At 67.1% G+C, this 26,687-nt stretch carries 33 protein-coding genes and 1 tRNA gene; 18 read left to right on the top strand and 16 right to left on the bottom strand.

Annotation, left to right across the window (positions count from 1 at the left end; translation table 11 throughout):
• The first annotated feature begins 42 nt into the window (after positions 1 to 42).
• Positions 43 to 261 carry a hypothetical protein gene (locus BV210_RS03010; RefSeq protein ID WP_077205215.1) on the top strand — a complete coding sequence of 73 codons (219 nt, stop codon included), beginning with the start codon at positions 43 to 45 and terminating at the stop codon, positions 259 to 261.
• Between the two features lie 85 nt (positions 262 to 346).
• Here the strand turns inward: BV210_RS03010 and BV210_RS03015 are convergent, their stop codons facing one another.
• The 9 genes from BV210_RS03015 to BV210_RS03055 are packed head-to-tail and all read right to left on the bottom strand — an operon-like array spanning position 347 to position 8,450.
• Complete coding sequence (locus BV210_RS03015; protein WP_077205216.1) at positions 347 to 2,098, bottom strand: Na(+)/H(+) antiporter subunit D; 1,752 nt, start codon at positions 2,096 to 2,098, stop codon at positions 347 to 349.
• Complete coding sequence (locus BV210_RS03020; protein ID WP_077205217.1) at positions 2,098 to 3,906, bottom strand: cation:proton antiporter; 1,809 nt, start codon at positions 3,904 to 3,906, stop codon at positions 2,098 to 2,100. Before BV210_RS03020 ends, BV210_RS03015 begins: the two co-directional genes overlap by 1 nt.
• Positions 3,903 to 5,420, bottom strand: a complete 1,518-nt coding sequence (locus tag BV210_RS03025) for a monovalent cation/H+ antiporter subunit D family protein (protein ID WP_077205218.1) — start codon at positions 5,418 to 5,420, stop codon at positions 3,903 to 3,905. The genes BV210_RS03020 and BV210_RS03025 overlap by 4 nt, the downstream gene beginning before the upstream one ends.
• Entirely contained in the window at positions 5,413 to 5,766 is a 354-nt protein-coding gene (locus BV210_RS03030; RefSeq protein ID WP_216640656.1) for a cation:proton antiporter subunit C, read from the bottom strand. Before BV210_RS03030 ends, BV210_RS03025 begins: the two co-directional genes overlap by 8 nt.
• 26 nt (positions 5,767 to 5,792) lie before the next feature.
• A complete protein-coding gene (locus BV210_RS03035) occupies positions 5,793 to 6,302 on the bottom strand; it encodes an MnhB domain-containing protein (RefSeq protein ID WP_077205219.1) in 510 nt (169 codons plus the stop codon).
• Positions 6,299 to 6,835, bottom strand: coding sequence for a DUF4040 domain-containing protein (locus BV210_RS03040; RefSeq protein ID WP_077205220.1), 537 nt, complete (start codon positions 6,833 to 6,835; stop codon positions 6,299 to 6,301). The genes BV210_RS03035 and BV210_RS03040 overlap by 4 nt, the downstream gene beginning before the upstream one ends.
• Positions 6,832 to 7,155 (bottom strand): monovalent cation/H(+) antiporter subunit G, encoded by a 324-nt coding sequence (mnhG, locus tag BV210_RS03045; RefSeq protein ID WP_077205221.1) that lies wholly within the window; start codon positions 7,153 to 7,155, stop codon positions 6,832 to 6,834. The genes BV210_RS03040 and mnhG overlap by 4 nt, the downstream gene beginning before the upstream one ends.
• Positions 7,156 to 7,422: a monovalent cation/H+ antiporter complex subunit F gene (locus BV210_RS03050; protein ID WP_371340832.1), complete on the bottom strand. Its 267-nt coding sequence runs from the start codon at positions 7,420 to 7,422 to the stop codon at positions 7,156 to 7,158.
• 5 nt (positions 7,423 to 7,427) lie between these two features.
• On the bottom strand, positions 7,428 to 8,450 hold the full coding sequence (locus tag BV210_RS03055; RefSeq protein ID WP_253741592.1) for a monovalent cation/H+ antiporter subunit E: 1,023 nt from the start codon (positions 8,448 to 8,450) through the stop codon (positions 7,428 to 7,430).
• A 471-nt stretch (positions 8,451 to 8,921) separates the two neighbouring features.
• Between BV210_RS03055 and BV210_RS03060 the strand changes: the two genes are divergently transcribed.
• The 9 genes from BV210_RS03060 (at position 8,922) to BV210_RS03100 (ending at position 16,135) form a co-directional block, all read left to right on the top strand.
• Positions 8,922 to 9,449 carry a type IV pilin gene (locus BV210_RS03060; RefSeq protein WP_077205223.1) on the top strand — a complete coding sequence of 176 codons (528 nt, stop codon included), beginning with the start codon at positions 8,922 to 8,924 and terminating at the stop codon, positions 9,447 to 9,449.
• Positions 9,450 to 9,595: 146 nt separating this feature from the next.
• Positions 9,596 to 10,129: a type IV pilin gene (locus tag BV210_RS03065; protein WP_077205224.1), complete on the top strand. Its 534-nt coding sequence runs from the start codon at positions 9,596 to 9,598 to the stop codon at positions 10,127 to 10,129.
• A 135-nt stretch (positions 10,130 to 10,264) separates the two neighbouring features.
• Positions 10,265 to 10,762 (top strand): type IV pilin, encoded by a 498-nt coding sequence (locus BV210_RS03070; protein WP_077205225.1) that lies wholly within the window; start codon positions 10,265 to 10,267, stop codon positions 10,760 to 10,762.
• A 151-nt stretch (positions 10,763 to 10,913) separates the two neighbouring features.
• Entirely contained in the window at positions 10,914 to 11,423 is a 510-nt protein-coding gene (locus tag BV210_RS03075) for a type IV pilin (RefSeq protein WP_077205226.1), read from the top strand.
• A gap of 102 nt (positions 11,424 to 11,525) precedes the next feature.
• Entirely contained in the window at positions 11,526 to 12,008 is a 483-nt protein-coding gene (locus BV210_RS03080) for a hypothetical protein (RefSeq protein WP_077205227.1), read from the top strand.
• On the top strand, positions 12,005 to 13,876 hold the full coding sequence (locus BV210_RS03085) for a hypothetical protein (RefSeq protein ID WP_084802548.1): 1,872 nt from the start codon (positions 12,005 to 12,007) through the stop codon (positions 13,874 to 13,876). Before BV210_RS03080 ends, BV210_RS03085 begins: the two co-directional genes overlap by 4 nt.
• A gap of 38 nt (positions 13,877 to 13,914) precedes the next feature.
• Positions 13,915 to 14,484: a hypoxanthine/guanine phosphoribosyltransferase gene (hpt, locus tag BV210_RS03090; protein ID WP_077205228.1), complete on the top strand. Its 570-nt coding sequence runs from the start codon at positions 13,915 to 13,917 to the stop codon at positions 14,482 to 14,484.
• Between the two features lie 4 nt (positions 14,485 to 14,488).
• Positions 14,489 to 14,917, top strand: coding sequence for a hypothetical protein (locus BV210_RS03095; RefSeq protein ID WP_077205229.1), 429 nt, complete (start codon positions 14,489 to 14,491; stop codon positions 14,915 to 14,917).
• A gap of 84 nt (positions 14,918 to 15,001) precedes the next feature.
• Positions 15,002 to 16,135, top strand: a complete 1,134-nt coding sequence (locus tag BV210_RS03100; protein ID WP_077205230.1) for a YihY/virulence factor BrkB family protein — start codon at positions 15,002 to 15,004, stop codon at positions 16,133 to 16,135.
• 23 nt (positions 16,136 to 16,158) lie between these two features.
• On the opposite strand, the gene BV210_RS03105 is transcribed toward BV210_RS03100, so the two are convergent.
• The 5 genes from BV210_RS03105 to BV210_RS03125 form a co-directional block, all read right to left on the bottom strand.
• Positions 16,159 to 16,944, bottom strand: coding sequence for an endonuclease/exonuclease/phosphatase family protein (locus BV210_RS03105; protein ID WP_077205231.1), 786 nt, complete (start codon positions 16,942 to 16,944; stop codon positions 16,159 to 16,161).
• A gap of 38 nt (positions 16,945 to 16,982) precedes the next feature.
• The gene (locus tag BV210_RS03110) at positions 16,983 to 17,267 is read right to left on the bottom strand and encodes a hypothetical protein (RefSeq protein WP_077205232.1); all 285 of its coding nucleotides are present in this window, start codon (positions 17,265 to 17,267) and stop codon (positions 16,983 to 16,985) included.
• Positions 17,268 to 17,469: 202 nt separating this feature from the next.
• A tRNA-Met gene (locus tag BV210_RS03115) sits at positions 17,470 to 17,544 on the bottom strand.
• A 69-nt stretch (positions 17,545 to 17,613) separates the two neighbouring features.
• Positions 17,614 to 18,072, bottom strand: coding sequence for a GtrA family protein (locus BV210_RS03120; protein ID WP_077205233.1), 459 nt, complete (start codon positions 18,070 to 18,072; stop codon positions 17,614 to 17,616).
• A complete protein-coding gene (locus BV210_RS03125; protein ID WP_077205234.1) occupies positions 18,069 to 18,833 on the bottom strand; it encodes a glycosyltransferase in 765 nt (254 codons plus the stop codon). The genes BV210_RS03120 and BV210_RS03125 overlap by 4 nt, the downstream gene beginning before the upstream one ends.
• A 95-nt stretch (positions 18,834 to 18,928) precedes the next feature.
• On the opposite strand from BV210_RS03125, the gene BV210_RS03130 reads away from it, so the two are divergent.
• Positions 18,929 to 21,397: a DUF2298 domain-containing protein gene (locus BV210_RS03130; protein ID WP_077205235.1), complete on the top strand. Its 2,469-nt coding sequence runs from the start codon at positions 18,929 to 18,931 to the stop codon at positions 21,395 to 21,397.
• Here BV210_RS03130 and BV210_RS03135 read toward each other — a convergent pair.
• Positions 21,394 to 21,648, bottom strand: a complete 255-nt coding sequence (locus BV210_RS03135; protein WP_077205236.1) for an HAH_0734 family protein — start codon at positions 21,646 to 21,648, stop codon at positions 21,394 to 21,396. The genes BV210_RS03130 and BV210_RS03135 overlap by 4 nt on opposite strands.
• Positions 21,649 to 21,802: 154 nt before the next feature.
• Between BV210_RS03135 and BV210_RS03140 the strand changes: the two genes are divergently transcribed.
• From BV210_RS03140 to BV210_RS03170, 7 genes are all read left to right on the top strand, one after another.
• Positions 21,803 to 22,087: a 50S ribosomal protein L44e gene (locus BV210_RS03140; protein WP_077205237.1), complete on the top strand. Its 285-nt coding sequence runs from the start codon at positions 21,803 to 21,805 to the stop codon at positions 22,085 to 22,087.
• A 2-nt stretch (positions 22,088 to 22,089) separates the two neighbouring features.
• Complete coding sequence (locus tag BV210_RS03145) at positions 22,090 to 22,263, top strand: 30S ribosomal protein S27e (protein WP_077205238.1); 174 nt, start codon at positions 22,090 to 22,092, stop codon at positions 22,261 to 22,263.
• Positions 22,264 to 23,064: a translation initiation factor IF-2 subunit alpha gene (locus tag BV210_RS03150; RefSeq protein ID WP_077205239.1), complete on the top strand. Its 801-nt coding sequence runs from the start codon at positions 22,264 to 22,266 to the stop codon at positions 23,062 to 23,064.
• A 25-nt stretch (positions 23,065 to 23,089) separates the two neighbouring features.
• The gene (locus BV210_RS03155; protein WP_077205240.1) at positions 23,090 to 23,272 is read left to right on the top strand and encodes an RNA-protein complex protein Nop10; all 183 of its coding nucleotides are present in this window, start codon (positions 23,090 to 23,092) and stop codon (positions 23,270 to 23,272) included.
• 5 nt (positions 23,273 to 23,277) lie between these two features.
• Complete coding sequence (locus BV210_RS03160; protein ID WP_077205241.1) at positions 23,278 to 24,036, top strand: proteasome assembly chaperone family protein; 759 nt, start codon at positions 23,278 to 23,280, stop codon at positions 24,034 to 24,036.
• A 63-nt stretch (positions 24,037 to 24,099) separates the two neighbouring features.
• On the top strand, positions 24,100 to 24,678 hold the full coding sequence (locus tag BV210_RS03165; RefSeq protein ID WP_077205242.1) for a J domain-containing protein: 579 nt from the start codon (positions 24,100 to 24,102) through the stop codon (positions 24,676 to 24,678).
• A 36-nt stretch (positions 24,679 to 24,714) separates the two neighbouring features.
• Entirely contained in the window at positions 24,715 to 25,413 is a 699-nt protein-coding gene (locus BV210_RS03170) for a metallophosphoesterase (protein WP_077205243.1), read from the top strand.
• Here BV210_RS03170 and BV210_RS03175 read toward each other — a convergent pair.
• Positions 25,405 to 26,658, bottom strand: coding sequence for an NAD(P)/FAD-dependent oxidoreductase (locus BV210_RS03175; RefSeq protein ID WP_077205244.1), 1,254 nt, complete (start codon positions 26,656 to 26,658; stop codon positions 25,405 to 25,407). The genes BV210_RS03170 and BV210_RS03175 overlap by 9 nt on opposite strands.
• Positions 26,659 to 26,687: the final 29 nt, after the last annotated feature.

The raw sequence follows: 26,687 nt of genomic DNA on the forward strand, positions 1-26,687 counted from the left end.
ACCATGCACTGAATGCATGCCGCTGGTACGTGTGTTCCACGTATGGGAAACGTGCTGGAACGGATCAAGACGATTTTCGACGACGAAGGGCCAACGGAACGGCCCGATACTGAACGCACGACATCGGCGACGCTGTACCGGTGTCGAGGGTGTGAGACGACGTACGTCGGGACCGACAAGGAGGCCTGTTCGAGTTGTGGTGAGTCCGTCGAGGAGATTCCCTCCGAATCTGATCTCGGCTACGGGCCGGCAGGAGTCTAGGGCCACGGATCCGGCGGTGGGCGCCCGGTCGAGTACGGCCGGCGGGGCCGTCCACGGAATCCCCGTCCAGAACGCGGCAGACCCCTCAGAGTGCGACGACAGTGACCAGCAGTGCGACCACCACGAGCAGGACGCCGAAACCGATGGTGTCCTGCCGGGTGAGCCGATCGACCGTCGCGTCGTCGAGGACTGTCCGGGGATCCCTGACGAGTCGGATCGTCGCCCGGGTCAGCCCGACGACAACGCGGTCGACCGCGGCGTAGAGTTCCGTGACGCCGACGACGAGCGCGCGGGTCCCGTACAGGCCCCCGGGATTGTAGAGGCTGTCCACGTCGGGCACCTTCGCGACCCGGGAGAGGGGCGTCTTCAGGATCACGAAGCCGATCACGCCGGCGGCCGCAAGCGCCACGCCTTCGAGGAGATGGGAGGGACTGAAGGGGTGGAACTCGGTCCCGCCGAGGACCGCGTCGAGTCCGTGGACCTCGGTGACACCGGGAAGGATCTCGTACAGCGCGGGGGGGTAGAGGCCGAACAGGACACACAGCGCCGCGACTGCGACCATCGGGACGGCCTGACCGAGGCTGGCGTCTTTCACGGTACCCTCGTACTCGCCGTGGAGGAAGGCGTAGTAGCCCAGTTTGATGAAGGAGAGGAAGGTACCCACGCCGCCGGCGAGCAGGAGGTACCACAGGACGTCGTAGTGTTTGTAGTGGGCAGCGACGATCACCATGCCCTTCGAGACGAAGCCGTTGAACCCGGGGAAGCCGGCGATCGACAGGGCCGCGACGAAGAAGACGATCGCGGTGATCGGCATCTGCCGGCCGAGGCCACCGAGTTTCTTCAGGCTCTCCTCGCCCGTGCGGTAGACGACGACGCCGACGGTCATGAACAGCAGACTCTTGTAGAGGATGTGGTTGAAGACGTGGCCGAAGGCACCGGCGGTCGCGAGAGAGCCGGCGAGACCCACGCCGGCGACCATGTAGCCGACCTGGGACTGGATGTGATAGGAGAGCAGGCGGCGCATGTCGTTTTGCAGCAGGGCCATGCAGGCCCCGAAGAGGGCCATCGCACCGCCGACGTAGGCGATGGCGAGTTCGCCCTCGGGGAACGCCCGGAACAGGCCGTAGACGCCGGTCTTGGTGGTGAAGACACAGAGGAAGACGCTGGCGGCGACGTGGGGCCGCGGGTAGGTGTCGGGCAGCCAGGCGTGCAGGCCGACGAAGCCGACGTTGACGCCCATGCCGATCGCCGCGAGGGTCTGTGCGACCGGGCCGACCATACCGCCGGGCGCGGCGCTGAACAGGAAGGAGCCGACCTCGGCGAAGTGCCAGACCACCGCGCCCAGCAACAGGGTGCCGCCGATCCCGTGCAGCAGGGCGTAGCGGAAGGCCGCGCGGACGGCCTTCCCGCCGTAGTGCCAGACGAGCAGGGTCGAGGTGACGGCCATCAGCTCCCAGAAGAAGATCAGGGTGAGCCAGTCGCCGCCGAACACCGCCCCCAAACTCGTCCCGACGTAGGACAGCGCGAAGGCGGTCTGGACGGCGTCGGCGTCGGTGGCCCAGGAGTAGGCCACCGCGACCGCGCCGATGAACCCGAAGATCAGGCCCATCAGCCGCGAGAACACGTCGACGTTGAACAGGACCGTCTCGAAGCCGAACAGGTCGACGCCCGCGACGAACGCCCCTTCGGGCACCAGCCAGACGTAGGGGACGACGACCGCCGTGGCGAGGATCCCGACGGCGTGGGCCGGCCCGCGGCCGAGATACTTGCCGACCACCGGCAACAGCAGCGCCGCCAGCAGGACGGGGACGAACGGCGGGACGAGGGGGTCGACCATCAGACGACCACCCCCGTCACGTTCTCGACGATCAGGCGGACGATCTCGAGGAACACGGCGGCGTCGGGGACGATCCCGAGGGCGACCGAGCCGGCCGCCGCGAAGCAGATCGGCCCGAGCATCAGCCACGTGGACTCCTCGCCGGTCCAGCGGCTGTGTTCCCAGTCGATCCGCTCGTCGGGGCCGTGTTCGTGGTGGAGCTGTTCGGCCGCGTCGATCTCGTCTCGGATCCCCTGACCTTCGTGGTTCCGGGCGAAGCCGTGGTCGTCGGGATCACCCTCGTCGCCGCCGTCGGGTAGCGGGCCGCGGGCGTCGTCGCGCCGAGAGCCGCCGTCGGTCGCGGTCGCGTGTGCGCTTCCGGGATCGGTCCCGGCGAACCGGCCGCCGAGCGGTCCCTCGACCAGCGGTTTGGGGTCGCCCTCGGTCGGTTTCTCGAAGAAGGCGGTGTAGACCACCGGCCAGAAGTACGCGATGTTGAGGACGCCCGAGATCAGCAGGGCGGCGGTGAAGACGAGGCCGCCGGCCGAGACCGTCCCGATCAGCAGGAAGTACTTGCTGACGAAGCCCGCCACGAGCGGGATGCCGGCCATCCCGGCCGCGGCGACGGCGAACGCCCCCATGGTGAGGGGCATGCGGTGGCCGATGCCGGCCATGTTGGAGATGTCGTCGGTGTGGGTCTCGACGTGGAGCGCGCCGGCACAGAAGAAGAGGGTGAGCTTCATGAACGCGTGGGCGGGGATGTGCAGGAGGCCGCCGACCAGCGCGTAGGCGGCGGCGTCGGTCGACCCGGAGCCCGCGGCCGCTGCACCGACCGCCAGCCCGAGAACGATGTAGGAGAGCTGGCTCACCGTCGAAAAGGCGAGCCGGCGCTTGAGGTTGTCCTGCCGGAGCGCGATGATACTCGCCACGACGAGGGTAAAGGCGGCGACGGCGGCGAGGATCGTCCCCATTCCGATCTCGCCGACGAGTCCGGGGCCGAACACGTCCAGCACGACGCGAGCGATGCCGAACACGCCGGACTTGACGACCGCGACCGCATGGAGCAGGCCGGAGACGGGCGTCGGCGCGACCATCGCGTCCGGGAGCCAGGAGTGCAGCGGCATCAGCGCGGCCTTGACGCCGAACCCGCCCGCGAGCAGGGCGAAGGCGACGCGGGCGACCATCGGGTCGGCGTTGGCGAGGCTCGCGATGCCGCCGGGGGTGAACGCGGTCGTGGCAGCGCCCGTGCCCATGCCCGTGAGCCAGAAGACCAGCACCGCGCCGGCGAAGACGGCGACGCCGCCGCCGAAGGTGTAGGTCAGGTACTTCCGGCCGGCGGCGCGGGCCTCGTCGGTCTCGTCGTGGGCGACCAGCGGGTAGGTCGCCACCGTCAGCAGTTCGTAGAACACGAAGATGACGAACAGGTTGCCGGCGAACGCGACCCCCACTGCGGAGGCGACGCTGGCGGCGAACGCCGCGAAGTAGCGCGTCTGGTCGTGTTCGTCCAGCCCGCGCATGTACCCCATCGAGTAGAAACTCGTGATGACCCACAGCAGGCTGGCCAGCAGGCCGAAGAGGATGCCGAGCGCGTCGGCCTGAAGCGCGAACTCGACGCCGGGGAGGAAGGTCCCCAGTTCGGTCCGGTAGACGGTCCCGGAGAGAACCCCCGGAACCATGCTGGCGACGATGCCGAACGCGCCCAGCGCGGCCAGCACCGTCCAAGACTCCCGGAGGTTGGGCCGTCGGCCCGACAGCAGGATCGGAACGATGGCGATTGCGGGCACCAGTACCGCCGCGAGCGGTCGGAGTGAAGGTGTGAATTCGTTCATGGCAGGAGTAGATCGAGCGTCGGTTCGAGCAGTTCGGCGAACGGAACGACGGCAGCGCCGAGCGTCACCGCGAGGACGGCGGCCACGACGACCACCACGTACATCCCGACGGAGGTTCGCCCGCCGTCGGCGACCACCGCGTCCGGCCGAGCGTCGGCGGCCGTCTCACCCTCGGCGTGGTCGTCGGGCGCGGCCGGTTCGCGGAAGTACATCCGCTCGACGAGCCGGGCGAAATAGGCCAGCGTCAACAGCGTCGAGAGGAGGATGACCGCGGCCAGCGGCCACAGCTGGGCCTCGACGGCCCCGACGGCGATGTACCACTTCCCGACGAACCCGACCGCGGGCGGAACGCCGACCATCGCGAAGGCCAGCACCGCGAACGCGCCGGCGGCGTAGGGCATCCGCTCGCTCAGCCCCTCGTACTCGTGGACTTCGCGCGCGCCGGTGGCAGTCGCGATGAGCCCCGCCGCGAGGAACAGGCCGCCCTTCATGATCGCGTGGCCGACGAGGTGGACGATCGCGCCGATCAGCGCGGTTCCGTTCAGGGCCGCGAGCCCCGCGAGCACGAGGCCGAACTGCGAGACCGACGAGTACGCGAGCATCCGCTTGATCTCGGATTGGGAGACCGCGAGCGCGCTGCCGGCGACGATGCTGACGATGGCACCGACGATCAGCAGCGTCCGGGCGGGGTCGACTGCGGCGAAGAAGTCGGGCGTGAACACGGTCAGCGAGATGCGGATCAAGGCGTACGCGAAGGTCGTCGAGACCAGCGCGGAGATGAACCCGCTGACGCTGTCGGGCGAGCCGGCGTAGGCCTCGGGCTGCCAGGTGTGCAGCGGGAAGACGGCGGTCTTGATGAAGAGTCCGATAGCGATGAAGGCGAAGGCGGTCGTCGCCAACACGGAGTCGTGGCCGACGATCGCCGGATCCGCCAGCTTCGTCGACAGGTCGGCCATGTTGAGCGTCCCCGTCCCGATGTAGGCGTAGCCGACGCCGAGCAGGTACAGCGACGCGCCGACGGTGCCGACGATGAGGTACTTCAGCGCGGCGACCGCCGACCGGCCCGAGTCACCGCTGGCGACCAGCGCGTAGGCGGTGAGTCCGGAGATCTCGATGAAGACGTACATGTTGAACACGTCGGCGGTGACGACGACACCGGTCAGGCCGCCGACGAGCAAGAGGTAGGTCGCGTAGAACGGGTTCCCGCGCGGGCCAGCGGTGCGGGCGTAGACGAGGACGCCGAGTGAGACGGCCGCGATCAGCACGATCACCGCCGCGGAGAGGCCGTCGATCACGAGTTCGATCCCGTAGGGGGCCCGGAACCCGCCCACGACGTAGCTGATGCGGCCGGCCGTGAGCGCGCGGTAGCCGAGGTAGCCGGCGAGGCCGAACTGGCCGAGGCCGGCCAAGGCGGCGATGGGCCACCCGGTCTCGGAGCGAACGAGGCCCACGAAGAGGACGACGACCGACGCCACCAGCGGGAGGGCGACGAGGAAGGGGAGGAGATCAGTCATCGGTACGCACCTCCTGGAGCACGTCGGCTTCGAGCGTCCCGTACTCGTTGTAGATGCGGACGATGAGTCCCAGCGCGACGGCCGTGAGGCTCACCCCGACGACGATGGCGGTGAGGATCAGGACGTGTGGCAGCGGGCTGACGTAGGGCCCGGCGTGTTCGAGAACGGGATTCTGTGCGCCGTCGACGTAGGCCGAGGCGATGAAGAACAGGAAGATACCGGTCTGGAAGATGTTCATGCCGATCACTTTCTTGACGAGGTTCGGACTGGCGATCATCACGTACGCGCCGATCCCCAGCAGGAGGAAGGTCCCGACGTAGTACGACCGGGCGGCGATGGACTCGATTACGCCGGTCGCGAGGAGGGCGTCGATCACAGCAATCCCCCCCGTTCGTCTGAATCGCTGTCGGCAGGGACCTCACCGGTCGCACCGACAGCCAGGCCGAAGAACAGCCCTGCGACGATGCCCGAGACGATGACACCGATCGCGAGTTCGACCAGTTCGATCCCGTACTTGCTGGCGTGATAGATCGGGACGGCCGAGTAATCGAGGAACCCGCCGCCGGCGACGACGGTCCCGATCCCGATCGACAGGAAGACCGAGACGCCGATCCCGACGATGGCGACGAGGCGTTCGGGCCTGATCCAGTCCCGGGTGGCCTCGACGCCGAAGGCGATGGCCAGCATCAGGATGACGGTGCTGACGATGACGCCGCCCTGGAAGCCACCGCCCGCGGAGTCGGCCCCGTGGAACATGATGAACAGGCCGAAGGTGAACACGAACGGCGCGACGACGCGGACCGTGGCCATGATGATCGGGCTCTCGACGTACAGCGAGCGGGTCACCCCGGTCGCCTCGGTTTCGGTGTCGTCGCCGCTCATGCGAACACCTCCCGGCCGAGGACGACGAGCAGGCCGACGCCGGCCGCGAAGACCACCACGGCTTCGCCCATCGTGTCGAACCCACGGTAGGCCGCGAGCACCGCGGTCACGGCGTTTTTGACCTCCGTCTCCTCGTAGGCGTTGTCGAGGTAGTAGTCGGTCACGTCCGACTGGGCGACCGGCGCGTCCGCCGCCCCGACCGGCGGGAGCGCGCCCAGCGTCGACGCGAGCACGCCCACGATCAGGACCGCGACGACCAGCCCCTTCGGGTCGACCGACTCGAAGATCGCCTCGCCCGGCGGCCGGACGGTCTTGGCGATGGTTACCAGGAAGAGGATGGTCGTCACGCCCGCACCGACCGCGGCCTCGGTCAGGCCGACGTCGGGCGCCTGCAGCAGCACCCAGATCATCGCGACACCGAGGCTGTAGGCGGCGAACGCGATGATCGCCGCCAGCACGTCGCGCAGGACGGCGGTCGCCAGCGCGCAGGCCAGCACCAGTGCCAGCAGGCCAAGCGAGATCGCGTCGATCATCCGTCCTCACCCCCGTCGTCGGTCGTCCAGGGTTCGATCCCCTGATCCGCGGCCGCGCGGGAGATTGCGTGGGCCGCGGTCGGATTGGTGATGAACAGGAAGAGGAGCAAGAGCACGGTCTTGACCGTCGGCAGCCCGGAGCCGAAGACGAGGGCAGCACCGGCGAGCGACAGGCCGGAGCCGAGTGTGTCTGCCTTCGACGCCGCGTGGGCTCGCGTGTAGAGGTCCGGCATGCGGAGCAGTCCGACGGCGGCGACGACGCCGAAGAAGACGCCGCCGGCCAGAAGCGCCAGCACCGCTCCCTCGTAGAGCGTCACCATCTACAGGACACCTCCGCGTTCGACGGTGAACTTCGAGATGGCGATGCTCATCAGGAAGTTGAGCAGGGCGTACACCAAGGCGATGTCGAGGACGCCGGGGGAGTCGAGCGCCGCGGCGAACAGCGCGATGATGACGACCGTGTTCGTCCCGACGACGTTCACCGCGATCACGCGATCCTGCATCGTCGGCCCCTGCACGATCCGGTAGACGATGACGACCGAGAGGAGGATGAACGCCCCCGCGGCCGCCAGCAGGGCGTCGGTGATCAGCGTCACGACTCCTCACCTCCGTCGTCGCCGCGCTCGCGCGGGCCCGGCCCGCGGGCGGCCGCCCGACCGTAGAAGACGAACCGGACTGCGCGTTCGAGACCGCCGTCGAGGAGATCATCGCGCGCGCCGCCGGTCAGGGTGTGGACGGTGAAGTGCTGGCGGGTCACGTCGACGGTCAGCGTCCCCGGCGTGAGCGTGATGCTGTTTGCCAGCGTCGTCACCGACAGCTCCGACCAGACGGCGGCGTCGAACTCCACCACTTCGGGATCGATCGGGAGCGACGGGTGGAGCACGACGTAGGCGATGGCGAGGTTCGCCACGACGATCTCGTAGAGGAGATACGGCGTGTAGACGAGCATGCGGGCGAAACGTGCCAGTAGTTTCCCGGGCTGGACCGGGCCAGCGAGCGAGATCCGCCAGAGGACCGTGGCGACGATGGCGGCGCTGATCGCGCCGGTCACGAGATCGAAGACGGCAAGCGAGCCGCCGATGAGGAGGTAGAAACCGAACGAGAGGCCGGCGAGCAGGACGAACTGACCGATGCTGGCGCGCCGGACGAGGCGTGCGCGCTGCGTTCCGCGCTCGACGGGGGCCGTCTCGACGGCGAACCCGGAACGCTGGAGTTCGGCCTCGATCGGTGGGAGCAGGGGCGTGTTCTCGCCGGGATTGAAATCGGGATCGAGGAGGATCGACTCGATGCCGTGCTCGTCGGCGTAGCCGGTCAGCAGATCGACGTAGTCGCCGGGGCTGAACAGGTAGACGTCGAGGCCGATCACGGCGGTCTCGACGGTGAGGGCGGGGTCGTCGTCGCCGAGGTCCTCGTCGGCCCAGACCTCGATCCGTTCGAGCAGCTCGTGGGCGTCCTCGAGGTACTCGTCGCCCGTGACGCGGCGGGAGTCGGGATAGACGAAGTGGACCGCGTCGTAGCGGTTCTCGCCCTCGACGGCGTTCCGGACCGCGTACGCCACCGTGTTCCGGAGCGTCGAGGACTCGCTGACGGGCACGAGCAACCGCTCGCCCGTCACGGGAATCCCTCCGCAGTCGCGGGCCACCGGTCCGCCGACCGGCCCGGCTCGGCCGCTGGATAATTGACGGCGTTCACTGTTGTCGTGATGCCCATGGAAGGTCCGAATCAAAGCCATTGTGTTTTCAGGTCACCGACGCCCGCCGACCCGCCCCAGCCACCGCGCGATCGCCCGTCGACCGCCCAGCGAACCACCGCGATTACAGAGTAGTGACACGTTAACCCGTGTTACGGGTCACCATGTGCCGACTGGCGAGGCGGGCGGGAAATCGAGGGACGGGGTGGGAGTGTTTCGGCAGGTAGAGGGCCCCGAGGGGCGTAAATGTCCGTTAAAACAGTACGAGCATTTATGTAACGCCATCGCCTTGTCAGACAGTAAGCACGCTCGCTCTCCACGGGACGACGTCCGGCCGGGCGGCGACGCTCGATGCGGACGACCCGAACGGCGCGCGTGCCCCCATACACCCCACCCATGCAACTGAAACAGTTACTCTCAGACGACGACGCAGTCAGCCCGGTCATCGGGGTCATCCTGATGGTCGCCATCACGGTCATCCTGGCCGCAGTTATCGCGACGTTCGTGCTCGGCCTCGGTGAACAGGTTAGCTCGACTTCCCCGCAGGCGAGTTTTAGCTTCCAGTTCGAGGAGACAGTCACCGATGACGCCGGAATCCTGACGATGAATCACGACGGCGGAGACTCGATAAAGGCGAATCAATTGTACCTGCGTGGCAACAACGGGTCAGCCACGAGTCACAATTACGACTCCACCTGGAATGAGGTAATAGACGGTTCGAGTAATAATCAAGAAAGTACGTCAGGTGGAGCGAACGACATCGAAGGGACCGCAAGCGGTTCGATCGGTAGTACGAGTGCAGTCACCGGCGGGGACTATCTCACGTTCCCGATCGGCACCGACGGACAGATCCGCCTGATCTACGAGTCACAGCAAGGCGACTCCTCGGCAACGATCAGCACCTGGGAAGGCCCCGACGCGTAAGCGACTCGTCGTTTTTCTACGAATCGACTTCGTTTTCCGCCCAGATGCGTTCAGTTTTCAAGCATTTCTCTCACCGCTAACCGAGATTAATAATCACTTATGTCGAGTCAAAATAGATAAGTAAGGGTTAGAATAACAAGGTTGTCATGCAGGTTCGACAACTGCTAGAAGACGACGACGCAGTCAGCCCGGTCATCGGGGTCATCCTGATGGTCGCCATCACGGTCATTCTGGCTGCCGTCATCGCATCGTTTGTCCTCGGTCTCGGGGGGAGCCAACAGCAGACGCCGCAGGCGTCTTTCAGCTGGGACTACGAGAAGCACGACGTCTCACCGGATAACGATACGGATGTCGGTGTCGTGACAATCTCCCATGACAGCGGCGACTCAATCGTCGCGTCGGAACTCTACATCCGTGGCTCGAACTTCGCCAATCCCAGTCACATAGACAACTCCTCACCCGATGGTTTTAGCGGTCCAATCCCGATCGCCAGTAACACGAGTGAGAAACAATGGCCTGACTCACAAGCCAGTGGAGCTAAAGGGGATAATTCGGCTGTCGTGGGCGGTGACACTCTCAATGTCGGTGTTCAAAGTTCGTTCGATCTGGACCTCGTCTGGCAGCCAGCTGAAGGCGACACCTCCGCTACTCTCTCCGAAGAAAGCGGCCCCGACGCGTAAACTCACCCTGTTTTCCCCGCTTTAACGCAGCGTTAACGCCTTCCTTCAACTGATCATTTCTTCGCCCCGTAGAGGCCGATTCTGTCTTTGAGTTGACCCAAATGTATAAGACAAGCACCAAATAACAGGTGTGGTATGCAGGTCCGCGAACTGCTACGAGACGACGACGCAGTCAGCCCGGTCATCGGAGTCATCCTGATGGTCGCCATCACGGTCATCCTGGCCGCAGTGATCGCATCGTTCGTGCTGGGGCTCGGTGGCAGCCAGCAAAAGACACCACAGGCGTCCTTTAGCTGGGATTACACGGAGTTAGATTCAGAATACAACGCAGGATACACAGCAGTCAGTCACGACAGCGGTGACACGATCCGACACAACGAACTGATCTTCCGTGGGAGTGGATTCAACGGGAGCGCCATCGTCGGTGACGTCGGGAATATCAGTGTGAGTTCTGGTGGCGTCGAGTGGCCGGCGAACGCGTCCAGCGGATCGAAGGGCGATACGAGCGCCGTCGCCAGCGGTGACGTCGTTCAGATCGGTGCTAACAGCGATTACGAGATGTCGCTGGTCTGGGAGCCCCAAGAAGGCGACACGTCGGCCACCCTCTCCGAGGAGACCGGCCCCGACGCGTAACGACGGCTTACTTCTTTCTTCGACCGTAACGGCCGATTAATCGCAGCTTTATCGCCCCCCCCTTATTTTCAGACATTATACGATGTAACACCTCAGTCGGCCACTGAGCCGACCCGAACGTATAAGTCAACCACTAAGTAACACATTCTCCATGCAGGTACGGCAACTGTTAGAGGAGGACGACGCAGTCAGTCCGGTCATCGGGGTCATCCTGATGGTCGCGATCACGGTCATCCTGGCCGCGGTCATCGCATCGTTCGTGCTAGGACTCGGTGGGAGCCAGCAACAGACGCCGCAGGCGTCCTTCAGCTGGGACTACAACAACGTCACGGACTCGGACAAGACAGAGGGCGTCGTAGAGGTCGGCCACAACAGCGGCGATTCGATCCGTCACAACGAACTGATCTTCCGTGGCAGTGGGTTCACTAATCCGTTTACTACTGCCGGGACGAACGGCACTGAATACCCACAGATCTCGGGTTCGGGCTCGGAGTGGAACGCTGCAAACGCCTCCGGCAGCAAGGGCGACACCACGGCAGTGGTCGGCGGTGACACGATCACCATCGGCGCGTCCAGCGACTTCGAGATGTCGCTCGTCTGGGAACCCCAGGAAGGCGACACGTCGGCCACCCTCTCCGAGGAGACCGGCCCCGACGCGTAACTGACCACACACTTTTCGTTTTCTTCACACCGGCCAGCGACGGCCATCGACACATCACACGCTCGTGAGGTTTATGCCCCCATTACACCACCCACAGAGTAGATGGATTTCGGCTCGTACGTGCCCTACGTCGCTGCCGCGGTGATTCTCGTCGGGACGCTGGCGTCCGGTCCGCTCGCACTGGCCGACCGACCCACCGACCGGACGCCCGAGATCGGGACGGGCTCGGTCGAGGTGGGCGAGGTGACGTTGCCCGCGACGGCGGCCCTCCGCCAGGGCCAGTTCGGCGAGGACAGTTACTACCTGCAGGTCCCGGACGCGACGGTCCGCTTCGACGGGATCGAGGGCCGGCCGATCCTGACCTACAAGATCGAGATTCCGGCGCTGAGCTACAGCCGCGAGTCGGCCTTTTTCCTCGGCCCGGACACCGGCGACCGAATGGAACTCTCGCTCGAACGCGACCAGCTCGCGCCCGACAGAGTTCAGAACGACTCGTACGCGGGCGTGGTGCGCGTGGTCGACCGGACCGACGAGGAGTCACGGTTCGTCGCGGAGCGGAATATCACGGTCGAGGTGCGACGATGAGCACGCTCGACTCGGGCGTCACGGCACGGCTCGCCGCGCGGACCGAGACCCTCCGGACGGGACTCGGGCGGTTGCTGTTCGGCGACCGGCGCGGGCTCGCGCTCTTTCTGTGTGGGCTCTGCTTTTTCGGCCTCTACTGGCGACTGGGGATCTACATCACCGACGGGAGCGCCATCGCGAACACGCTGGTCAACGTCGCCGACGGACGGGTCGTCCTGACGGAGACCCCCTACGGGAGCGGGCTGGAGGCGCCGGGGACCTACGTCGGGGCCGACGGGCCGGTCGGGCGCAACTACGGCATCGTCGCGCTGGCGACCCCGGTCCTCTACGCGCTGGCGGGACTCGGCGCGGTGCTGGATCTGGGCGTCGTCCTGATCGGTCTCTGGTCGCTGGCACTCGTCGGAGCCGCGACGACCGTGGGCCGGATCGTCGACCGGGAGTGGGTGGTCGTCGGCGGGAGCGTGCTCGCGGTGGTCGCCTTCCTCGCGAACGCCGCGCTGGCGACGCCGGTCGCGCCGGCGCTGTATCCCGTCCTCGCGCTCCAGATCGTCGGCATGGTCGCCGCCGCGCTCGCGGGCGTGTTCTGCTACCGACTGGTCGCCGTCCTGCACGGCCAGCGGATCGGCGTCGCGGCGGGCGCGGCCGTTCTCGTCGCCACGCCGGTCGCCTTCTGGGCGGCGCTGCTGAAGCGCCACTCGTTCACGGTGCTCTGTATCGCGGCGGCGCTGTACACGCTGGCCCGGAGTCGCACCGCGGTCGAGGCCGTCGAGGAGCGGCGATTCCGCGCGGTGACGTACGTTCCGGTGGCGCTGCTGGCGTGGGTCCACGCCGCCGAGGCGCTGCTGTTGTTCGTCCCGCTCGTCGTCGCCGACTTCGCGACGGCCACCAGCAACGACCGCCGGACACTCGCCGTGATCGCCGGCACCTTCGCGCTCGCGCTCGTCCCGTTTTTCCTCACGAACGTGCTGCTCTCGGGGAACCCCATCCAGCCCCCCCGGATGCTCCCGGCCTACGGCACGACGGAGGGGTTCGACCTGACCGGCGGAGGCGGCGGGGGCGGGGATGGACTCGTCTCATCACTCCCGCTCGTGGGTGAACTGCTCGGGATCGCGACCGGATTCCTCTCCTTGCTCGTCGACGGAGCCGTCGTCGCGCTCACCGAACCGGGACGGGGGTTCCGGACCTTCCTCCGCGGCGGGTACATCCCCGCGGTCGCGGCCGAGGACGGCTCGCAGGCCATCCGACTGACGGTCCTCGAATCGGCACCCCTTCTCGGGGGGCTCGCCGCCGCGCCCGTCGCGGCCGGTCTGTGGGTCCGCCGCCGGGGCCGAGCCGCGATCGGAGCGCACCTCCGCTCGCCGGCCGGCGTCGTCGACAGCGTCGCGCTCGTGACGGGGCTGCTCTTCGTGTGTCTCTATCTCCCCCGGCTGCCGCTCCACGCGCAGGTGACCGTCCGGTACCTGCACCCGCTCTTCCTGCTTGGCGTGTACGGCATCGCCAGACTACCGGCCGTCCGGTCGGCCGTGACGAACCACTGGCGGACGATCGGACTGGCCTACGGCGGTACCGTCCTGATCGGCGGCCAGCTCGTCGTCATCGCTCTGGCCGCGATCGATCCGGGTCTCGGCGAGGCGATCCAGTTCCACGCGCTGCTCGCGCTCGCGACTGCGACTGCACTCGCGGTCTGGGCGGTCGCCCGGACGCTCTCGGATACCGTCCCCGAGCGTGCGGGCGCGGTCCTCCTCGCGGCCGCCGCCGGCGTCGGAACGATCTTCGTCCTGCTTTCGGGGATCGAGTACTTCGCGTACGCGGGGGAGTTCGCGCTCCCGGTCGTCAGGTGGCTCTCGGCGGCGCTGCCGCTCGCGTGACGGGCACCTTTTAGTCGTCGGGGGCAAACTCGCGCGACATGGATCGACTGCAGGAGTCGCTTCGGGAGGCCCCGATCATCGAGAAGGACGGCTATCACTACTTCGTCCACCCGATCAGCGACGGCGTCCCGATGCTCAAACCCGAGTTGCTCCGGGAGATCGTCATCAAGATCATCCGGAAAGCGGAGCTGGAGGACGTCGACAAGATCGTCACCCCGGCGGCCATGGGCATCCACATCTCCACCGCCGTCTCGCTGATGACCGACATCCCGCTGGTCGTCGTCCGCAAACGCCAGTACGGCCTCGACGGCGAGGTCTCGCTCTCGCAGGTCACCGGCTACTCCGAGAGCGAGATGTACGTCAACGACGTCTACGAGGGCGACCGCGTGCTCCTGCTCGACGACGTGCTCTCGACCGGCGGCACCCTCAGCGCCCTCACCGGCGCGCTCGAGGACATCGGCGCGGACGTGGTCGACAGCGTCGCCGTCATCAAGAAGGTCGGCGGCGAGAACAAGATCGAGGATTCGGACTACCAGGTCAAGACGCTCATCAACGTCGACGTGGTCGACGGCGAAGTGGTCGTCGTCGACGAGTTCGGCGACGGCTGACGCGATGCGACTGGTCCTCGGTTTCGCCACCCTGTTCGTCCTCGGTCTCGCCGGCACCGGCTACGTGATCGCGACCGCGCCCGAGCAGGCCGCCGGCGATCAGACCCTCGAACTCACACCCACCGACCCGTCCGATAACGTCACCGTCCGGGACTACGAGAACCTCTCGGAGAGCGACCGCCGCCTGGTCAGCGAGGCCATCGAGTCGAACGGCACTACCCGGATCGAGCCCGATCAGCGACCGAACGCCGGGTACGTCCGGTACGAGGGATCGGTCTACCGACTCCGCGTGGTCGTCGGCGACCCGGAGGACGGGACCGCCATCGCCCACCTCGTCGCCGTCGGTGCGGGCGGCCTCTCGGCCGTCGTCGGCGCGCTCGGGCTGGTCGGTCTCCTGTTCCGGGCGTGGCAGCGCGACCGCCGACGCGCCTGACAGCCCGCTCGAAACCCAGCGCGAGCGAGGTGTCGCTCCCCCGAGGGACGAGTCCGTTTTCCGTGCCAGTACCGGAGGGACGGCATGGCAGATTCGACCGGCGCGGTCCAGACGCTCGAGCAGATCGTCGCCGACTTCGGGAACAAGAACGTGACGTTCATGGCCGCCGGCATCGCCTACAACGCCTTCGTCTCGCTGGCTCCGCTGCTGTTGTTGCTCCTCTTCGTCACCTCGGTGATCGGGACCGAACTCGAACGCCGGATCGTCGAACTCGCCCAGGGCGCGCTCCCCGGTCCCATCGGCGACACGTTCGCGACAGTGTTCCAGGAAGGGTCGGGGTACGCGAGCGCTTCCGTCGTGGGCATCGTCGTCCTGCTCTGGGGGACCCTGAAGATCTTTCGCGGGCTCGACACCGCCTTCTCCGAGATCTACGAGACCGAACAGGAGAACTCCTTTCTCGACCAACTGATCGACGGGATGGTGGCGCTGATCGCGCTCGTCCTGGCCCTCGTCGCGACCATCGGTGCCACCGTCCTGTTCGCCCGGTTCTCGGGACTGGTCCCCTACGCCGGCCTGCTCTCGCCGCTGATCGTCGTGGCCGGTCTCGTCCTCGCCTTCACGCCCATGTTCTACCGGTTTCCGGACACTGACGTGGAGTGGCGACACGTCCTGCCCGGCGTCGTGTTCGCGGCGGTGGGCTGGGCCCTCCTCCAGTCGCTGTTCCAGGTGTACCTGACCTTCTCCAGTGGCACGGCCGGCGGCGTCTTCGGGGGCGTCCTCGTCGTCGTCACGTGGCTCTACTTCTCCGGTCTCGTCCTGCTCACCGGCGCGGTCATCAACGCCGTCCTCGGCGGCCACTCCTCCGGCAAGGCCGGCGGCGTCGGCCGCGCCGCGGCCGGCTACGAGACCACTCGCGAAGACGACCTCCCACCGGAACAGTTCGGGAACTACCTCCTCGGTCTCCGGTCCGACCTGACCGACCGTGCCGGCGCGAATCGACCGACCGTCGGCGACGACGGCGTCAGGCGATACCCCGCACCGGACGGCGACGTTCACGTGATCGAGCAGACCAACAGGGACGGCGACACCCAGCAGTGGGCGGTCTCCGTCCGCTGGGAGGCCCCCCTCGACGAGACCGACGACGCCGTCCCGACCGAGACGGCCGACCGACGCCGTCGACGCGGCGGCGCGGACGACTCCACGCACGCCGGCGACTGACGACACCCCTCGAAAGATGGCCGTCAGTCGTCGGACAGCACCACGTCCGCGAGCACCGGCAGGTGATCCGAGGGGTAGAGCCCGCCGTCGTACGTGTCCGAGCAGATCCCGTGCTGGATGGCTCTCGCGTCCGGGTCGACCAGCACGTAGTCGATCTTCTTCTCCGGGACGAGATTGCTGAACGTGGTCATACTCGTCGACGGCCCGTGGCTCGACATTTCCGCGGTCGTCGCGGCGTCACACAGCCGCCGACTCTCCGCCGCTGACTCCTCCGTGAGCCGTCTGTACGGTTCCGATCCCGATTGGCAGTTGAGGTCCCCCGTCACGACGACCGGCTCGTCGACCGCGATGTCGGCGCTGCGTCGCCGGAGGAGGGTCGCGCTCTCCTCCCTCGCGGTCGCCCCGCGGTGATCGAAGTGCGTGTTGAAGTGATAGAACGTCCCGTCCGTCACCGTGTCACGGAGCCGAACGTACCGCACCATCCGGGACAGCGCCGCGTCCCAGCCCCGACTCGGCGTCCCCGGCGTCTCCGAGAGCCAGAACGACCCCTCGTCTTCCAGCGTGAACCGCTCGCGCCGGAACCCCAGCGCCGGATGATCGCCGTAATCCTCGCTCCCCGCCCGTCCAGCCTCCAACCACTCGAACCCCGGAAGCGCCGACCGGATCTCAGCGACCTGAGAGTGAAACGCCTCCTGCAGGCCGACGACGTCCGGCCGGTGGAACCGGATCGTCGTCGTCACCGGTTCCCGGCGACGCTCCCAGGCGTGTGGTCCGCCAGGCGGCGACGGATACCGGACGTTGTACGTCATGAGACGGATACTCGCCGCACAGTCTCCTGGCTGGGGAGTCACGAGTGTAACTGGCACGCGATGGCCGATTCGTGTCGCTCGACGACCTCGTGGACGTGTTCGAGATCTCGAACTGAGAGGTTCGGGTTCCCCACCTCACCGGCCCGGACCATCGACAGGCGACTGGTCACGTACCCACAGACCCAGAGCCGGCCGCTGGTAGTGAGTCGGTCCCGACTCTCGACCAGTTCCGCGTCCACACCCCCGTCACGCATACACTGTGCCATGCTCGTCGAGAGGTTCTCCAGTATCGCTTCGAGGTACTCCTCCTCGTACGGTTCCATAGTCTACCCATTAGCACACTTGGACTGATAGCGGTTGCGCCCTCCCAGACGTGTTATAGTATCTGGCAGGCGGTAGATTTGAACTACGCCCACTTCGGTCGCGTCGCTCCCTCGTGGTCTACTTCAAATCTACTCTGCCATTTTGACGCTCACGGTCACGAGTACCGCTACGCGGTACTCGCGGGTTTGTTCGCGTCAAAAGTAGCGGGAGGTAGATTTGAACTACCGATCTGCGGGTTATGAGCCCGCCGGAATCTCCTGGCTATCCCATCCCGCTACATCTTCGTAAACCCGACCGCCAATTAAGGGTTGTGATTCCGAAGCCGTCCGTCAATTTCTCCCGTGATCACTCCGCGTGAACACGCCACGTGAACAGACTCTCGAACGCGTAGTTGACGAACATCGCGATCCCCACCGCGATCCACTTCGAGAACAGATACCAGACGTCGTTCCCGAACAGCATCACCGAGACACCGGCGAAGGTCACGAGCCCGTAGAAGATGCCGTACTGCACCGACGATCCGACCGACCGAACGGCGTGGGACTTCACCAGCCTACGGAGGAGTTTCCCCGGTTCGCCGACGTCCGCGAACGTCCAGTGTTCGTTCACCGTGAACATCACGAGGATCGCCGCCTCGATGCTCAACAGACCAGCAAGCCACGGTTCGAGGCCGAGCAGTTCCGTCAGCGCCACGAGCGTGATCGTATCGGCGATCAGACCCACGACGCCGACGGAGACGAACTGGCCGAACCGGACGCCGGACAGCAGCGACTCCAGATAGCTGGGGAGTTCCCGGTCACTCATCGTTTGTCGATCAACGCCTCCTCGTCCTCGCGGCGGTCCGCGATTGCTGTGTGCAGTCGGCTGTTCCGAACCCGCTCGACGCGGTGGCGGGCGGTGAACAGTGCCGTCGCCATCCGGATCGAGGTCCGGATCGGTTCGACGGTCGAGCCGGGCTGGTCCTCCCAGGTTATCGGCACCTCCTCGATCCGCAGGTCGAACGCGGCGGCCATCGCCACGAGTTCGATGTCCCAGGCGAACCCCGCCTCGTAGAGGTGTTCGCGAATCCGCTCCCACCCCTCACGCGTTATCGCCTTCGCGCCACACTGATAGTCGTGGAGTTTCGCGTCGAGCAACCGCCGGGCGAGCCAGACGAACCCCTCGCCGAGCCAGCGGCGGGCCGTCGTCTGGTGGTCAGAGACCGTGGCGTCGGGGTGGCGACGGGACCCCACGGCGAGGTCCGCCTCGCCCGCGAGGACGGGGTCGACGACGGCGGCCGCCGAGTCGGGCGTGGTGCTCCCGTCGGCGTCGAGGAAGGCGAGCACGTCGGTCGACAGTGCCTCGAAGCCGGCGGTGACGGCTGCCCCCTTCCCGCGACGGTACGGGACGACGCCGATCGAGACCGGGAGATCACGGAGGCGCTCGACCACCTGATCGTCGGCGGCGTCGAGTTCGATCCGGATGGCCGCCGGGTCGAGTCGCCGATCGATGGCCTCGACGTAGGCCGACAGCCGTTCCACGTCCGGGCGGTAGGCGGGGACAACGACACCGAGGGACCGACTCATCGTCCGCCAAATTCCGCGGAGTGAGTAAAAACCGTTCGTCTCGTGCCGGTGGCGAACAAGAAAAGGTATAGGGACGGACGCGTCTCCCACAGGTGATGGAGTTCCTGCTCGTCGCCCTGTGGTTAGGGGTCTTCCTGGCGCTGCTGCTGGCCGGACTCCCGCTTGCCGACGCGCTGTTCGGTCGCCTCGCCGACCGGGGTGTCGGGGTGGCGCTCGTCTGCTCGTTCACGATCCTCTGGTTCGTGACCTACTGGATCGGACGCGTCTCGTTCGGCCTCGCACCGTTCGTCGCCGTCGCCGTCCTCGCACTCCTCGCCGGTGGACTCCTCGCCCGGCGCGGCGTCGATCTGGATCGCCGCGTCCTCGCCGAGACCGTCGGCGTGTTCACCCTCGCCTTCCTCTTTCTCGTCGCGGTGCGGGCCGTCGACCCCGCCGTCCACCCGGCGGGCGGCGAGAAGTTCCTCGATTTCGGCCTGCTCCAGTCGCTGCTGCGCGCCCCGACGCTCCCGCCCGAGGACATGTGGTTCGCTGGCGAACCGGTGAGCTACTACTACGGCGGACACCTGCTCGCCGCGCTGCTGGCGCGACTGACCGCGACCGAGGCCCGCTTCGCCTACAACCTCGCGCTCGCGGGCTTTTTCGCGACGTTCGTCACCGCCGCCTACGGCCTGGCCGGCTCCGTCGCGGCCAGCCGGTCGAGTCCGCGGTGGCTCGGCGGCGTCTTCGGTGCTTTCTTCGTCGCCGTCGCGAGCAACCTCACGACCCCGCTGCGCTTCGTCGTCGCGCTCGTCGACGGCTGGAACGCGTCCCTGAGCGAGATGACGGGGCTCGCCGGTGTCGTCGCGACACCCTTCGAGCTCGTGTTCGCGGCGCTCGACGGCCTGATCGGTTTCGTGATCGGGGTCGTCGGCGTCGAGGCGGACGGACTCGCGGCTGGCCTCGACCAGTTCGACTACTGGGACGCCAGCCGCGTCATCGACGGGACGATCAACGAGTTCCCCCTGTTCGCCTGGCTCAACGGCGACCTGCACGCCCACATGATGGGGCCGCCCTTCCTCCTTTTGGCCGCGACGGTGTGTCTCACGTACTATCTGACGCCGGCCGAGGCAATCTGGCGGCGACGTGCGCTCGTCTTCGGCGCAGCCCCGCCGCTGGCCGGCCTGCTGGCTGTCGTCAACACCTGGTCGTTCCCGAGCGTCGCCGGGCTGACGGTCCTGACCGTGCTGTTCGCGCCCGCCGAGGCCCGGACGCTGTTGCCCGCGTCCGTCGCCGACCGGCTCGACACCGACGACTGGCGGCTCGCCGAGGGCGTCCGGTTGCTGGTCGCCGGCGGCGTGGGGGCAGTCGTCGTGCTCGGGGGACTGGTCCTCTCGGCCCCGTTCTGGATGGTCGCGGCCAGCGGGCGTGAACTCGCACTGTTCCCGGCCCGAAGCAGCCTCGGCGCGCTCGTGCTCGTTCACGGGACCTTCCTGCTGGTGTTCGTTCCCTATCTGCTCCGGCACGCGCTCCCCCGCGCCCGGAACGGTTGGCGGACTGTCACCTTGCTCGCCGTCGTCGCCGTGATCGCCCTGCTGAGCCGGGCCGCCGCAGTCCTGCTCTTTCTCCCGCTGCTCGGGGTCGGCTGGGCGCTGCTCCGGTGGCGCGACCTGCCCGGCGGTGTCAGGGGACGTATCGGGGACAGAGTTCGACCCGACCGTACGGCAGGGGCGGCCGCCGCGAGTGCGGACGGTGGTGGCGCTGGCGACGCCGAGTCGCCACCGTCCGGAACCACACTCCCGCTCCCGGGCTTCGAGACGGTGTTGCTCGTCGCCGGCGCGGGGCTGGTGTTGCTCGTCGAGTTCGTCTACGTGAAAGAGCAGGCCGGTCCCGGGCGGATGAACACGGTGTTCAAGACCTACGCGCAGGTCTGGGCGCTGTGGGCGGTCGCGGCCGGCGCGGCCCTGTCCCATCTCGTCTGGCAACACCGACCCGAACTCGGCCTCAGCGGCGGTCGCTGGCGGCCCGCCCTGCGGGTGTTCGCCGCGGTCCTGATCGTCAGTACGTCGATCTACGGCGGTCTGGCGCTGACCAGCCACTTCACCAGTGACTCGGTGTACGCCCAGACCGACGACCCGACGCTCGACGCGACCGAGTTCGTCGACCGCGTCCACCCCGAGGAGGCGGCCGCCATCCGCTGGGTCGGCCAGCTAGACGAACGACCGACGATCACCACCGCACCAGGGAGTTACACCTGGGACGGAGAGCGCAACGGCGGGTCCAGCGCCCCGTCGAGCCTGACCGGTGTCCCGACGGTACTGGGCTGGCACCACGAGGTCGGCTATCGGGGACAGGAGGCCTACGACCGCCGGGCGGCGGACCTCAGAACGATCTACACGGGCGATCCGGCGGAGAGCGCGGCCCTGCTCGAACAGTACGACGTTGAGTACGTCTACGTCGGGCCGGCCGAGCGAGCGACCTACGGGTCGGCCTACCGGGGAATCACGGTCGGCGAGGTCCCGGGTGTGACGGTCGTGAGACAGTGGGAAGAAGTGACGATCTATCAGGTGAACCAGTCCGAACTCTAGGTCGCGGACTCGACGACGGTGATGGCGTCGGCGTCGGCCGACAACGTTTCGAGGTGGTTGGGGATGTACCGGCGGTACTGGTAGTCTTCGCGCTCGTCCTCGGAGCCGACGGTACACCACAGCTGGACGCGATCGGGGCCGTGCCAGTCGCCCTGGCGCGCGACGCCGAAACAGACGTACTCCTCGCCGTCGTACTCGATGACGGCGTCTTTCCGGATCCCGGGGTCCCCGTTGATGATCAGCTGTTTCATGCCCGCCGGTTGACCCGAATCGCTGTTAAGCGCTTCGATGCCGAGAAATCGGGCGGTCCCCGTCCGGCCTCGGTCGACGGTCGGGGGCGAGCGGATACCGAAACCAAACGGGTTTTAACGGGCACTGTCTAACTCGGACACAAGGTAGATATCTATGGAGATGCCACGCCGATTTAACACGTACTGCCCGCACTGCAACGAACACCACGAGGTGGAAGTCGAGAAGGTTCGCTCGGGGCGTTCCTCGGGCATGAAGAAGGTCAACGACCGCCAGCGCAAGCGGCGCGGCACCGGCATCGGGAACAAGGGTAAGTTCTCGAAGGTGCCCGGTGGGGACAAGCCCACCAAGAAGACCGACCTCAAGTACCGCTGCTCGGAGTGTGGCAAGGCTCACCTCCGTGAAGGATGGCGCGCCGGCCGACTCGAATTCCAAGAATAACGATGGCAGGAAACTTCTACAGCGTCGCGTGTCCGGACTGTGAGAACGAACAGATCGTCTTCGGCAAGGCCGCCACGGAAGTCGCGTGTGCGGTCTGTGGCCACCAGCTCGCCCGCCCGACCGGCGGCGAAGCGGTCATCGAAGGCGAGGTCACCGACACCGTCGAGGCGCGATAGATGAAATACAGTGGCTGGCCCGAGCCCGGCGAACTCGTCGTCGGCCGGATCGACGAGATCGAGGACTTCGGCGTGTTCGTCGACATGCTGGAGTACGAGGACAAGCGCGGGCTCTGTCACATCTCCGAGGTCGCCTCCGGCTGGATCAAGAACGTCCGCGACCACGTGAGCGAAGGCCAGACAGTCGTCGCCAAGGTGCTGGAAGTCGACGAGGACTCCCAGCAGGTCGACCTCTCGATCAAGGACGTCAACGACCACCAGCGCAAGGACAAGATCCAGGAGTGGAAAAACGAGCAGAAGGCCGACAACTGGATGGAACTGGCCTTCGGCGAGGACCTCGCCGACGAGACCTACGCCGCCATCGCCAACGAGTTCCTCGCGGAGTTCGGCTCGATGTACGACGGCTTCGAGCAGGCGGCCATCCACGGGACGGAAGCCCTCGAAGACACCGACCTCGACGACGAGGAGATCGAGAAGATCGTCGAGACCGCCCGCGAGAACGTCTCGGTGCCCTACGTCAACGTCACCGGCTACGTGGACCTCTCGGTCCCGTCGGCCGACGGCGTCGACGTGATCAAGGAGGCCCTGCAGGCCGCAGAGGGCAACGGGGAAATACCCGACGAAGTGGAACTCGAAGTCACCTACGTGGGTTCGCCGGAGTACCGCATCCGGGTCCGCGCCCCCGACTACAAGACCGCCGAGTCTCACCTCGAAGAGAGCGCCGACCGCGCGAGTGCAGTCGTCGCCGACCACGGTGGCACCGGCCACTACCACCGCGAGCGCAACACCGACGAGGAGTGACGGTCACTCCGTCGGAGCCCTTCTCATGAAATCCGACATCCGCGTCTGTTCGGCCTGGGAGTCGGCCCACGAGCGGCCGGTCTACACGCTGGGCGAGAGCTGTCCGGAGTGTGGGGCCGACGCCGAGAACAGCGCGCCAGCGCCGTTCGATCCCACGGACCGATACGGGGAATATCGACGCGCTATTAAGCGCAGGAACCGCGAGTAGCGGGTATGGACGAGTTCGAAATCGAGACGCTCGCGGACCCGGAGCTATCGGATCCCGTGCTGATCGAGGGACTGCCGGGCGTGGGCCACGTGGGGAAACTCGCCGCCGAACACCTCCTCGAGGAACTGGACAGCGAGGAGGTGCGCCGGATCTACTCACAGCACTTCCCGCCGCAGGTCAGCATCGACGACGGCGAGTCGGAACTGGCAAGCGCCTCCTTCCACGCGGTCCACACCGAACAGGGCCAGGACCTGCTCGTGTTGACTGGCGACCATCAGGCACAGGACAACCAGGGCCACTACCGCCTGACCGACCGGATCCTCGACGTAGCTGAGGAGTTCGGCGTCGAGCGCGTGTTCGCCCTGGGCGGCGTCCCGACCGGCGAACTCATCGAGGAGTACGACGTGCTGGGTGCGGCGACGACCTCCGAATTCGTCGACGACCTCGAGGACGCGGACGTGGAGTTCCGCGAGGACGAACCGGCCGGCGGCATCGTCGGCGTCTCGGGTCTCCTGCTCGGGCTGGGCGAACGCCGCGACTTCGAGGCGGCCTGCCTGATGGGCGAGACCAGCGGGTATCTCGTCGATCCCAAGAGCGCGCAGGCAGTGCTGACGGTACTGGAGGACCTCGTCGGCTTCGAGGTCGACTTCGGGTCGCTCGAAGAGCGGGCCGAGGAGATGGAGGAAGTCGTCCGGAAGATCCAGGAGATGGAGGGCAGTGCGGCGGCGGGGCCCGCCGACGAGGATCTGCGGTACATCGGGTAGGTCCGAGGGTTCTTTAGCGACCGGCCCCTACCGTGTTCGTGTATCCGGAGGTGCTCTGACCGCTTGCCACAGTGGCTCATCGACGGTGCGCTGTTGGGGTTCGCTCTCAGCGCGGTGATCGCCGCCCTCTTCTACGTCGGCGTGACCCGGTTCCCCGGCCGCGGCCGGGTCGACGGCCGCGAACCCAGCGGCGAGGCCCACCGCCGCGACGAAATCCGCACCTACCTCGACGCAATCGGCGAACAGTACGCCGAAGGCCACTTCGTCGAGGGGCAACACGTCGCCTTCTACCTGCCCAAACGCGACGTGGCGATCACCTTCGACGCCCGCGCGTACTACCGAATCGAGCGCTCGGCGACGTTCCCGGTCCTCGTCGAACACGAGTTACCCGGCGTGGCACTCGGCCCGCGCCTCCCCTTCGAGACACCCGAGATCAGCTTCGAGGAGGACGGCGGCGGCGAACTCGACCCGCGAGAGGCCGCCCACGCCGTCCTCGGACTGCCAGTCGGGGCCGGCCTCGACGACATCAAGCGGGCCTATCGAGAGAAGGTCAAGGAGGTTCACCCGGACCACGGCGGCGACGAGGACGAGTTCAAGCGCGTCCGGGAGGCCTACACCACGGCCAAACAACACGCCAGCTAGCGGCAGGCATTTACCGGGCAGAACCCGACGGGGAGTGTGGACGTGACTTTCCGGGACCGGGCCGCCCTGCTCGGCGACACGCTCGTCTGTGCCGACCTCCACGTCGGGAAGGCCGCGGCCGCGAACGTCTCGCTCCCCCTCGGCGAGCGCGACCACCTCGTCGACCGCGTGACCGCGCTCTGTGCACGGTACGACCCGGCGACGGTCGTGTTCGCCGGCGACCTCCTGCACTCCTTCGACCAGGTCGCCACGGCCGCCGAGGAGACCGTCGCCGCCCTCGATCAAACGGTCCGGGACGCGGGTGCGCGGCCGGTCGTTACGCCGGGCAACCACGACACGATGCTCGACGTGGTCTGGTCCGGCCCGACAGCCCACGAGTTCGAGGTCGAGACCGACAGCGGGACCGCCGTGATCTGTCACGGCGACCACGAACCCGCGACCGAGGCGGACCTGTACGTCGTCGGGCACGACCACCCGACGATTACCGTCGAGGGCAAGAAGTGGCACTGCTACCTCTACGGTCGCGAGGGCTACGACGGCGCGGACCTGCTCGTCCTCCCCGCCTTCTCCCACCTGATCGAAGGCGTCTCGATCAACCGGCGTTACGGCGGGACCGCCTCGACGAACTCGCCGCTGATCGGCGACCTCGACCGGTTCCGGCCCGTCGTCTGGGACGACGAGGCCGAGGAAGTTCGGGAGTTCCCACCCCTCGGCGAGTTTCGGGACCTACTGTAGCCGTTCGGCAGCGATGCGACCGCTCTCCAGCGCCCCCTGGATCGAGGACCAGCGAGTGTAATCGCCCGCGAGGACGACGGGACCCTCGGGCGCGTCGACCGTGGGCAGATCTCCGCGAAAACCCGGGGGCTGGACGAACTGGGCCACGTCGATCCGGTCGGTCCGCAGGAGTTCGAGGGAATCGAACTGGCGCTCGGGGTACCACTGGCCCAGTACTTCGCGGGCACGGGCGTGAAGTTCGTCGTCGCTCGCGTCAGGGTCGCCGAGCCACGTCGCGCTCAGCTGCGTCCGGTCGTCGGGCGCGTACTCGGACGCGACCGTCGAGAGTGGCGCGACCTGATTCGGTTCCGCGTCGCGGGCGTTCAGGACGATCTTTTTGCCGGTCTCCAGTTCGACGTGGCCCGGGAGCCCGTAGTACTGGGTGACACAGCCGCGGATCTCGGTCGGGACGGCAACGTCCGTCAACTCGGCCGCAGTCTGGGGATCGGTGGCGACGACCGCGCTGTCGGCGTCGATCGACTCCCCGTCGGTCTCGACGGTGACGCCGCCGTCGCCCACGTCGAGACTCGTGACCCCGACGCCGAGTTCGATCTCTGCACCTGCGGCGCGGGCGCGGTCGGCCAGTTGCTCGGTGATCGCACCCATCCCGTCTGCGGGGACGGCCGTCTTCCCCTCGGCGAGCATCTTGAAGGTGTAGCGGAATACGCCGGCGTCGCTCGACAGCGAGCGGTCCAGCGTGATCCCGCCGTAGAACGGCTCGGCGAAGTTCTCGACGAACTTCTGGGAGAAGCCCCGGTCTTTCAGGTAGGCCCGCACGTCCTCGGTCTCGTCGGGGTCGAACAGCGTGCCGGTGTCGGCCGCCTTGAGGTCCCGCTGGAGTTTGAAGAGGCGGAGTTTGTCGCCCAGCGTCACGTCGGTGTTGAACAGCGTGTCCGAGAGGTCGCCCGGACTGGAGAGGGGGTCGGCCAGCACCGACCGGCGGCCTGGGTGGGCGATGGCCGCGCCGGCCGAGAAGTACCGCAGGTCGAGGGCGTCGTAGTCCAGTTCCCGCCGCGCCGCGGGATAGGCGGTGAACAGCACCTGAAAGCCGCGGTCGAAGACGAACCCGTCCTCGCGGACCGAGCGGACGCGGCCGCCCACCTCCTCGCGCGCTTCAAGCACCGTCACGTCCTGGCCAGCATCGGCGAGGTGGCGGGCCGCGACCAGTCCGGCCAGCCCCCCGCCGACGACCACGGCGTCTGTCATGCCCGGAGGAACGGGTGGGACCCACAAAA

This window comes from Halorientalis sp. IM1011 (assembly GCF_001989615.1).
Classification (GTDB): domain Archaea; phylum Halobacteriota; class Halobacteria; order Halobacteriales; family Haloarculaceae; genus Halorientalis.